Source organism: Paenibacillus cucumis (ex Kampfer et al. 2016), from assembly GCF_019748695.1.
Classification (GTDB): Bacteria; Bacillota; Bacilli; order Paenibacillales; family Paenibacillaceae; genus Paenibacillus; species Paenibacillus polysaccharolyticus.
Window position 1 is genome coordinate 168,398 of sequence record NZ_JACLIC010000012.1, and the last position, 10,793, is coordinate 179,190.

Genomic DNA, 10,793 nt, shown 5'->3' on the forward strand with positions numbered 1-10,793 from the left:
TTGAAGGGATTGATAAGTATGAAAACTAAACAATTAATCAATTTGTATATGGACGAAAATAAGGGTTTTGAAAGCGAGGAGCTAATTAATGAAACTGGTATTACAGAATGTAAGGAAGAGTTTTGGTGAGAAAAATGTTTTAAACGATCTAAACTTTCAATTTGAAAAAGGAAAAATCTATGGCCTTCTTGGTCGAAATGGCGCTGGAAAAACAACATTATTCAATTGCCTAGGTGGCGAGATTCAGGCGGATGGCGGCGCAATGGAACTAGTTAACGATGCGACATCGCGGCACTTAGAGGTAGATGATGTAGGTTATGTTTATTCACTGCCTATGTTGCCAGAATTTCTGACGGGATATGAGTTTGTACGATTTTTTATAGATGTTAACGCTGATGTAATCGAAGGGCGAGGAAACAATATTGATGACTTATTCGATATGATGCACATGACATTAGAAGACCGTCACAAACTCATTAAACAGTATTCACACGGAATGAAAAATAAAGTTCAAATGATGCTATTCTTACTGATGAAACCCGCTGTGATTCTACTGGACGAACCGCTCACTTCCTTTGACGTCATTGTTGCGAGCGAGATGAAACAACTGCTGCGTGATCTGAAAAGGGACCATATCCTGATTTTTTCAACTCACATACTGCAACTGGCAACGGATCTGTGCGACGAGTTAGTTATTTTAAATCAAGGGAGTTTGACTCGGATTTCACCTGATATTCTCACTCAACCCGACTTTGAAGCACAGATTATTGAGTTATTGCGACATGAAGGCGAAGAGGGTAGCCAGAAGGAGAATGCCGATGCAGGGAATCTTTAATACAGTTTCTCTCATGTGGCAGTTGCAGGTGATCACGCTAGTCAACCGTTTAATATATTTCATGCAAAGGTTACCGGTGGTAGGCCCTCTCATTAGTGACCAAACATATGCTGCTTTCCGGGCGAAACGCACATTAGGTGCAGTCGCAGTAGTTCTAATGTTTGGAGCTGGTTTATTAGAAAGTTTAATCTACTTCTGCGGAATGCTCGCATTGCCCATACTTTTATGGACGGAAGATCATTATACGGATCGATTTGTACTCGCTCTTCACATGTATTTTTGCATTAGTGGCGTGATGGGTGCAGTGACGGGTGCGAAAGTGCTGGAAACAAATAAGATGAAGTATACTGCGATCAAGCTTATGCGAATAGCGCCAACTCGATATATGCGAGCTATACTGTTTCACAGGTATACCACATTTTTCTTATATCAAGGAGTGGCCTTTACACTGGTCTCCTTATTTTTCAATTTTTCGATCAGCCATGTATTGCAAGTCGTCGGAATCATGACTTGTTGGAGAGTCTTATGCGAATTTTTACATTTGGCAATATTTCAGCAGAAAGGCATTGTTCTCATACAGAAAACGTGGGCTACGAGTTTAACAATGTTAATCGCACTTGCTCTCGCTTACCTTCCTTTAACCCAATGGAGCATTCCTTTATTTGGGGCTACGATATTGGATCAACGTTGGTTTGTGACCATCATCGTGTTGTCAGGAACTGTCGCCGGGTATATTTTGCTCAAACATACGGAATATGCAGCCGCAGTGCGCGCAGTAACAAATAATGCTGATCCGCTGTTGAACACAGAACTCATGATCGCTGATCTTCAACAAAGAATCATCCAGTCGAAGGGGAGCGATCTTAGCCAGCCTTCATCCACTAACCTCCATGTCATTGAGCAGAGCGTCCAGAACACCGTAAACAAAAAGGGATACGAGCAGATGCATGATTTATTTGTTAAGAGGCACTCGAATCTCCTTCTCGCACCGATCCACAGACGTTTAATCGCTATTATGATCATTGGTTTATTGTTATCTTGCTTGGCATTCATTTTCAAAGATCATATTTCGCTGAATGTAGTAGAAAGATTTACGCCTTTACTCATTCTAGCCATGCTAAGTCTGACGGTAGGTAGTCAAATCTGCAAAATGTTATTCTATCATTGCGATATACCACTTATGCGTTATGCATTTTACCGTAAGGATGCGAAACAGCATTCCCTTTTGAGGTTTAAATATATATTAAGCACCAATTTAAAATTAGGCTTGTGTTTTGCGGCTGTCACAAGTGTGCCTGTACTCATATTAAGTGAGGGACGGAATATAGATTCACTTCTTGCTATCTGGATTTTAATCATTACGCTGGCTGTTTTTTTCTCAGTACATCATCTATTGTTGTACTATGTACTCCAGCCCTACACAGTCGAGTTGGAGACCAACAATCCTCTTTTTACAATCGTGAACAGTCTGATCTCATTAGGTATTGTTGTCGCGATCTTTCTAGGGCCTGCACTCTGGTTGTTAACTGCTGCCATAATCGTGTTGACGGTAGGTTATCTATTCAGTGCTGTACCTCTTGTCAGCAAATATGCTCATCACCATTTTAGAGTCAAATGAGAGTGAACATATTAAACGTTTAACATTAATCCTCCCTTTTAAAAAGAAGGGGGGATTTTGTTATTCATCTGGCATGCAAATGAGGAAGAGATCAATGTGATACTTGAACAAATATCCGTATTTTATAGTCGTCTGGATTCTTTTCTGTCCAATAGGTGTGCAGTTCCAATGCATATACATCTCCGCTTATATTCATTCCTTTACTTGCAATGAAATTTTTAATGACAGAATACGTTTGTGGCATGCTATCGTATGATCCTTTGTGATCTATAACTGCATATAAACCTGCAGGTTTGATCAACATCTTTTCTTCAGGAATGGAGGTCTTTATTTGGTTTGCTATGTATTCAGGATAATAGCCCCCGGATTCAAATCGGTCTTTACTTATAATCGTCCAAATCGCAAATTCATGATCGATATAGTGTGTTTCACAAAAGTCTCGATGTTCGGTTAATTTTTTGGCAAACTCCTTATCACCATCACCTATATCCAGTTGGGTAGTTATAAAATATTCCTCTAGGCATTCTAGAATCATTGGTGCGTTTCGTAACTCTACTGTTGCTTCCTCTGTCATCTTGATGGCACTTGTCAAAATATTTTGCATCTGAGTAATTCTACGTTGTTCTCTTTCCAACTCCACCTGTTTTTCTTTTAACATATTGATTAATAGAGGCGTATTTTGCTTCTGGAGAAACACCTTGATTTCCTCTAGTGAACTCCCAGCTTTTTTGAGCACAATAATCAAATCAAGTACAAGACATTGTTGAACGGAATAATAACGGTAGCCTTTAGAATTGACAAATTCAGGTTTTAACAGTCCAATATCATCATAATGAAAAAGGGTATGTTTAGTCACTCCGCAAGTTTTAGCTAGTTCACTGGTTGTGAAATATTCGTTTGATATATTCGACATTTTTCTATCCTCCATGCCTCTATAGCTATGTATTAAATTCGCTGAAAATGTTTGTTGACTATAGGGTTACCCTATACATTATAGTTCAATATGTTAAAAGTTTAAAATAATTCGTACGGAGGAAGATTACTTATGTCAACATTCAAACGCTGGATGATTTTAATCATTGTATCCAGTGCACTCTTACTCATCGTCATGGATATGACCATTCTTTACACGGCTATGCCAACGTTAACACATGAATTAGGTGCGACTGCTTCACAAAAATTATGGATATTAAATGGTTACTCACTTGTTATGGCGGGTTTGCTTCCCGCAATGGGGACATTAGGAGACCGCCTGGGTTATAAACGGGTTTTCTTAATAGGTTTGATTATATTTTCAATCGCTTCACTTACTGCGGCATTTGCTCCCAACCCCTATGTTTTGATCGCGGCAAGGGTACTTCTTGCTGTCGGAGCATCGATTATGATGCCTGCTACCATGGCAATCGTCAGAGTTACGTTTACAGATCCCCGTGAGTTAGGCTTGGCTATTGGTATTTGGGGTGCTGTTGCCTCAGGAGGTGCAGGACTTGGACCCATTGTTGGTGGACTTCTTCTCGAGTATTTCTCGTGGGGATCTGTATTCTTAATTAATTTACCGATTGCAATACTAGCATTTGCACTAACCATACTGATCGTTCCTAAACATGAAGGGAATAGAAGTAAAAAATTTGACTTAACCAGTTCAATCCAAATTATGATTGCCTTGGTGACTCTAATTTATGCGATCAAGGAGTTTACTCGCCGCGAAGGTTCGGTAACTTTTGCAGTAATCGGAGCTGCTGTCGGCATTGTGGCACTTCTTATCTTTATACGTCGTCAAAACAGAAGTTCTGACCCACTTATTGACCTTTCATTATTTAAGATACCTCTGTTTACCACAGGATTTATTACGGCATTGGTAGGTTTATTTGCTATGACGGGAATCCAATATATTGTGACGCAACGCCTTCAATTAATAGAAGGTTTCAGCCCACTACTAGCCGGAGTATATACGTTAACGATCCCTTTTGCATCTGTCATTGCAGCTCCAGTGACCGGAATGCTCTTGAATCGCTTCAATGTTATTTATATCAAGGGTGCTGTTCTATTCCTTACAGCAGCAGGATTAGGAATCTATCTTGTACAATTTGATTCGGGCATTGCTGGTCAGGTATTTGGACTAGCCATTTTTGGAGTAGGCTTAGGTGGCGGGATGACGGTAGCATCTCATTCTATAATGAGTAGTGCTCCGTATGAAAAAGCAGGTATGGCTGCATCGATGGAAAGTGTGGGATATGAAGTTGGTGGAGCTACAGGAATAGCCATAATCGGCAGTCTATCAGGTCTTGTGTACACATTAACCATGAAAATCCCAACAGGATTGACTGTTCCAGTAAATGTGAAAGATAGTTTGGATGAAGCTTTAATCGTAGCAGAAGGGCTGCCTGGAACAGTCTCGGAAACATTGAAACAGGCCGCGCGATTTGCGTTTGATCAGTCCTTTTTTGCTGTTATTGTAGCCCTTATTGTGTTATTGGTAGTTGCTTCATTAAGCATGTTATGGATTGGATCACGATCAATGAAAAAAGCAGAAGAACCGCGGCGCTTGAGATAAGGTAAGGGGGAACAGACTCTGTTGATCGACAACATGAGACAGGAATTGTGATAACCATCTGGAGGCGATAAAAGTGCTTGAATTAGAGTTTACAACGATAGAGACCTGGGATAAAGCCTTGTGGGCGCGAATAGAGCGGATCTATCGAGAGGCTTTTCCATACGGCGCCAAGACAAAAGTGATTCTGCGCAGCATGCTGGATCGGGGAATTGGTTATTTACACACGGCCATGCATCAGGGAGAAGTGATTGCAATGGCCGTTACTGGACTCGGGGGGAAGGGCGAAGAACGCATCTTGATTATCGATTATCTCGCGGTTGAACATAAGTTGCGTGGATCAGGCATTGGGACATGGATGCTGGAGCAACTTAAAGCTTGGGCAATAAGGGAACATGGGGTCGAAGGCATAATTATCGAGGCAGAGTCCGGGACAACAGAGGCTCATCTGGAACGCATTCAGTTCTGGCAACGCAACGAATTTGTCCTGACCTCCTATGTTCATCAATATAGCATGGTGCCAGAACCGTATCAGGCAATGATTTTGCCACTGGATAGAAGCAAGCATGTGCCTGATGATGGTAAAGCACTATTTCGTTATATCAATGCTTTTCATAGGGTTGCTTATCGGAAGAGCTAGACGCAGTCTAGGTTATACGATTCTCACTGCGATATTTAGAGGGAGACTGGTTATAATATTTTTTAAACGAATGACTGAATCGTTCCGGTGTTGAAAAACCTGCCGCGATCGCTACCTCCCGAATCGGCAAATCGGTCGTCAGCAAAAGCTGTGCTGTAGCCTCCATACGCGCTTGCCATTTCTTGTCCTTAAACGACATTCCGTATTGCTTCTGCACGGTCCTTTCTGTCTGTCTTGTGCTTAGTCCAATTTTATCTGCAAGCTGTTTCAATGTTATGGATTGATAATCATATAAGAAACTGTTCTCAATGGTCACAAGCCTGCTATCATTCAATGTTTTAACAGGTGCATTCAGTACCGCGGTGGTACCTTGGTAATAATGTCTGATTGTTCGAGCTACAATCATCTCAAGTATGTTCGATGTCATTTGATGAAAACCTATATGTTTGAGTGACACCTCCCGAGCAAGCATCTCAAATAAAGTCATCATGTTTTCCTGATCGGGGCCGATCCAGAAAGGCGTATCCAGTAGCCACCTCGAGAGAAGCCCCTTTCTCGGAAGATCTCTTGTGTTTTGTTTCAGTTGAAGCGGTCCCGTAATAATCTCGAAGAAAATACAATACTCAGCCATGGGGTCCGTTTGATCTGGAATTTGCTCATGCTCGACCTCAGGGCCAGTCATAAACAACGTGCCGGGCGTTAAGGAATAATGCTGGCCGTCGGCAATAAGAAGCCCCTTACCGCTCGGAATATAATGAAGCTCATAGCTTCCATGACTGTGGCTGTGTTTGGGCATCGTTTGATGAAAATAACCGAATTTTACATAAAGTACGTTAAGGACAAGGTCATCGAGTTTTAACTTGATATCCATATCATCAATATCTATCGGGGGTAGATTCATGGTCTATTCTCCTCTGTCATAATGCGACATCATGAACGGAACTTGGTCGGCTCTTGTGATAACACAACTCCATTGCTCATCTTTATAATTATATCTATGAATCCAAGATTGGGAAACGGGGGAGAAGAAGTTGGGAAAAACGAAAACGCGAACTAATCTGTACGATAGAGGCAATTACGCTCTGCATTATACCGAAATACCCGCTTTAAATCCGGGTCATGCCTGGAGAGATGGCATGGTGAGTGGTAATGGAAGAAACGGCTATATCACGTCAGGTTCACCGTATTCCGACAGCTTTATTTTTCAACATATGTGGTTCAATTTCCCTTCCGCTGACCCCAGAGAGATACCACCAGAACTGACTAGTCAATTGCAGGAAGCCAGACAAAATGTATTTGAACAGAATGACCAATGGAAAATCAAACACAACAATGGTGAGACCCGTGTAAGAACATTCTATTACAGCTACCATCCAGGTCATCAGCTTCGCTTGAACATGGTGAACAGAGGACAAGTTGCAGATTATGAACGTTGGACGAACTATGAAACGGCTGAAACTGGCGTAAAATATCGTGACAACGATGGCCAGTGGGTACGGACCTCGTTTACATCCAGAACAGATGACGTGTCCATCACCAAGCTGGAGCATTCGGATCTTGGCAAAAAAATAACTATGGTGTTGCAGCTTGATGATATATCACATATGGACGGAGCGCATAATGGGATGTCCGAAGTTCATGCACTTCAATACAAAAAACTGGTGGATCCCGAAGCCCGTTATCTTGCTCAAGTGGCCCACTATCCATCTTATGCTGGCAGTGAGTTGTGCCATGGAGGATATGCCGGAGTCACTCAAGTTATTGTTGTTAATGGTACGAAGGAACGTATTGTGCTGGAAGATACCCACGAGGAGATGAATGTAGGACTTGAACGGAACCCTGCAATTCAGATTAAAGATGCCGATGCCGTATTTCTGATCACAACTTCGGGACGAACTCATGAAATGGGCAGTATAGAGAACTTTGCCGACTGCTCAAGCTACTTCCTTGTAGATGAGTTGTTACAGCACACCCAGTCGGTCGTGGAGAAGTATAGTCATGCGCAATGTGCATTTGATTATGAACAGGCACTTTCATTACATGCCGCATGGCATTCCCGTGAATTTAACACTGTACGTTTTGCCCTCGATGGTGATGAAGAACACAAGGATGTAGATAATCTGAAACTCATCGAACTGCAACAAGCATCCCCAGAGCGAATTAATCATGCTTTTATGGAACAGGTCTATAACCAGGGGCGGTATGCTATGATCTGTTGCAGCGGAAGCAGTGCACCTCGCTTATACGGAATGTGGACAGGGGAGTGGAATCCGGGATGGAGAGGCATTTACACACTTGATGCGAATGTGAACCTGCAGGTCGCAGCCATGAATACGGGGAGTTTGACACAAGCTCAGCTTGGGTACATCTCATTTTTTCTCAGAAATGCCCCGGATTTCGAAGCGAATGCCCGTATGGCCTACGGCATGCATGATGCGATTCAGGTAAGTGTTAACTCAGACGGAGATCGTGCTATGCATGTCGAATATGATAACGACTATCCTTTTGAATACTGGAATGCCGGCGCGAGCTGGTGTTTACTTCCTATTTTTGAATACTGGCAATGTTTCGGCAATCGCGATATTCCCATAGTAGAGGACATGAACATTGATCGTCTGCAACCGCTGTTATCTGTCAATGATAACGGCTTATCTGATGAGGCATTTGTTAGTTTGAAAGAACGCGGTACGCTGAATCTGCTTCAAGATATTTTGCTACCGCTGCTCACTAAACAGGCTAACTTCTGGGAGCAAATCTGTACACCTGAGTATTTCACAGATGTTGCGGGACAATCACGTTATGAACCAGGCAAACAATCATTACTTGCCGGAGAGCGTTATATGATTATTCCTACGTACTCTCCTGAAAATCACCCAATCGGTTATAACAGCACCATCACCGCTAACGCTACGATGGACATTTCTGCAGCACGAGATGGATTAAACATGGTTATTCAAGCGGAGATGGCTTTAAAGCGCCCAGGATATGACAAAGCGGTAGGCAAGTGGAACAAGTTGCTGGAACAGTTACCAGCATATCGTTACGATGAAGATGGTGCGCTCTGCGAATGGGCCATGGCCGAGTATATTGAAAACAACAATCACCGGCATTTGAGTCATTTATATGCTGCCTGGCCTGCGTATGAAACCCACAGTGATGCTGACCTCGCATCGGCTTCTGCTGTAGCTCTGGCAAACAGAGACCAGTTTAACACAACGGATGCCACAGCAGGACATGGCTGGATGCATAAAGCACTCGTACATGCACGCTTGAAAAATGCAGATGGTGTCCTTCATTCACTTCTGCCGATGATGATCGAAGGGGGTTATTATGATTCTTTAATGACTGATCATGATACCAACCGTAGAAATCATTGTTATTGTACGGACACAGCTTTTGGTGTAGTTGCTACGGTACAGGAAGCACTGCTCTATTCCAACACGGGAGAGATTGAAGTGTTGCCTGCACTTTCTTCAGACTGGATATCGGGTCACATCGAAGGGCTAATGGCAAGAACACAAGTGCAAGTAAGCCGTTTGTCTTGGGACCAATCCGTGGGGATAACAAGCGTAGTTTTGTCCTCACTTATTCAAAATAACACCATTCGACTGAGTTCGGGGTTGCCATGGACAACCGCGCTGGTCGATGGAGTAGAGGTACAAGTTCACATGCATGGCAAGCAGAAATACGTGAACTTAACACTGCAAGAAAATCAGGAGACTTCGATTGTTTTTAGTAGAGCATAGATATGGATTCAGTAGAAACTGACTTTCTTTGAGCATCGTAAAATCCTTTTACAAATATTATCAGTAAGTTATAATACAATCACCCGATGAAATTACCCAACAATAAAGTGAAATATTGTTATTATTCAGTGAAGGAGGTATTGTTATGGTCAAGAAAAAAATTTCCACTGCCCTGAGTGCAACTTTAATCATTTCTATGTTAGCTGCTGGTGTAATCGTTGCGATCCAAGGCACAACCACGTTAGAGGTAGCGAAAACAGCAGGGGATAAAAAGGTTGAAGTTATCAAAGGTATTGAAAACAACTGATACAACTGTCACTAGAATTAAAAGACTGCAACATGATAGAATTTTGATAACATAATGAATGGATTAACCTCAGAATAGTTATATCATCTGAGGTTTTTTTCATTAGTGCAAATATTCTGCTTGAAAATCGCAGGTTTTCAATTGGTGGAGGGAGATATGGACTACAATTCAGGAGAAAAAGCATGGTTTGACACGAAACAACTTAGAAACTCTACTATAGCGGCGGGTCGTCGTCATACCGCCCGTCTTCGATCAGACGGTACAGTGACAGCAGCGGGTGATAATAACTACGGACAATGTAACGTAAGCGATTGGAACCACATCGTCGCAGTTGATGCTGGCAATGTTCATATGGCTACGAACACGGGTAATGCCCACACCGTCGGTCTTAAATCTGATGGTACGGCAGTAGCTACAGGTTGGAATAAGCACGGGCAATGCAATGTAAACGAATGGCGCGATATGGTTGCTGTTTCAGCTGGTTGGTGTCGCACTGTCGGGGTTAAGTCAGATGGAACCGTGGTTGCAGTGGGGCGAAATAACGAAGGGGAGTGCAACGTTAACAGCTGGCGCGATATTGTAGCGGTCACGACGGGGGACTGGCATACAGTCGGCCTCCAATTAGACGGTACAGTAATAGCCGTTGGTAACAATAAGTATGGACAATGTAACGTTAACGATTGGAGCGACATATTAGCTGTTTCCGCCGGGTACCTTCATACGGTTGGGCTTCGATCGGATGGTACGGTTGTGGCTGTGGGTAGGAATAAGGAAGGTGAATGTGACGTAAGCGGATGGCGTAATATTGTAGCTATTGTCGCAGGAAGTTATCATACGGTAGGTCTAAAATCGGACGGTACAGTCATTGCTGTGGGTTCGAATAAACATCAGCAATGCGTTATAAGTGAATGGCAAGATATTAGAGCTATTTCAGCAGGATGTACCCATACCATAGGACTGAAATCAGATGGTACCATGGTTGCTGTGGGTGATAATGATTATGGACAATGTGATGTAATCGAATGGAGTAACATCATGAATAAATAAAAGGACACCCACACAAATAAAATGTACCCCTTGTAAAGGACAAATTAAA

General features: G+C 42.5%; 9 protein-coding genes. 7 read left to right on the top strand and 2 right to left on the bottom strand.

Translation table 11 applies throughout. The features are described 5' to 3' along the window. The first annotated feature begins 88 nt into the window (after positions 1-88). Positions 89-835, top strand: a complete 747-nt coding sequence (locus H7T88_RS08695) for an ABC transporter ATP-binding protein (RefSeq protein ID WP_154888732.1) — start codon at positions 89-91, stop codon at positions 833-835. Then, on the top strand, positions 819-2,453 hold the full coding sequence (locus tag H7T88_RS08700; protein WP_221788120.1) for a hypothetical protein: 1,635 nt from the start codon (positions 819-821) through the stop codon (positions 2,451-2,453). Before H7T88_RS08695 ends, H7T88_RS08700 begins: the two co-directional genes overlap by 17 nt. A gap of 91 nt (positions 2,454-2,544) precedes the next feature. Here the strand turns inward: H7T88_RS08700 and H7T88_RS08705 are convergent, their stop codons facing one another. Beyond that, entirely contained in the window at positions 2,545-3,366 is an 822-nt protein-coding gene (locus tag H7T88_RS08705) for a MerR family transcriptional regulator (RefSeq protein WP_221788121.1), read from the bottom strand. Between the two features lie 132 nt (positions 3,367-3,498). Here H7T88_RS08705 and H7T88_RS08710 point away from each other — a divergent pair, with 132 nt between their 5' ends. Beyond that, entirely contained in the window at positions 3,499-5,007 is a 1,509-nt protein-coding gene (locus H7T88_RS08710; RefSeq protein WP_221788123.1) for an MFS transporter, read from the top strand. Between the two features lie 73 nt (positions 5,008-5,080). Next, positions 5,081-5,644, top strand: coding sequence for a GNAT family N-acetyltransferase (locus tag H7T88_RS08715; protein WP_221788125.1), 564 nt, complete (start codon positions 5,081-5,083; stop codon positions 5,642-5,644). 7 nt (positions 5,645-5,651) lie between these two features. Here H7T88_RS08715 and H7T88_RS08720 read toward each other — a convergent pair whose 3' ends face one another. Next, positions 5,652-6,545 (bottom strand): helix-turn-helix transcriptional regulator, encoded by an 894-nt coding sequence (locus H7T88_RS08720; RefSeq protein ID WP_221788127.1) that lies wholly within the window; start codon positions 6,543-6,545, stop codon positions 5,652-5,654. Positions 6,546-6,675: 130 nt separating this feature from the next. On the opposite strand from H7T88_RS08720, the gene H7T88_RS08725 reads away from it, so the two are divergent. The 3 genes from H7T88_RS08725 to H7T88_RS08735 all read left to right on the top strand — a co-directional run bounded on the left by H7T88_RS08725 (position 6,676) and on the right by H7T88_RS08735 (position 10,744). After that, positions 6,676-9,390 (top strand): glycosyl hydrolase family 95 catalytic domain-containing protein, encoded by a 2,715-nt coding sequence (locus tag H7T88_RS08725; protein WP_260510791.1) that lies wholly within the window; start codon positions 6,676-6,678, stop codon positions 9,388-9,390. 145 nt (positions 9,391-9,535) lie between these two features. After that, positions 9,536-9,697, top strand: coding sequence for a hypothetical protein (locus H7T88_RS08730; RefSeq protein ID WP_186809642.1), 162 nt, complete (start codon positions 9,536-9,538; stop codon positions 9,695-9,697). Positions 9,698-9,853: 156 nt separating this feature from the next. After that, the gene (locus H7T88_RS08735) at positions 9,854-10,744 is read left to right on the top strand and encodes an RCC1 domain-containing protein (protein WP_221788128.1); all 891 of its coding nucleotides are present in this window, start codon (positions 9,854-9,856) and stop codon (positions 10,742-10,744) included. Positions 10,745-10,793 lie beyond the last annotated feature (49 nt).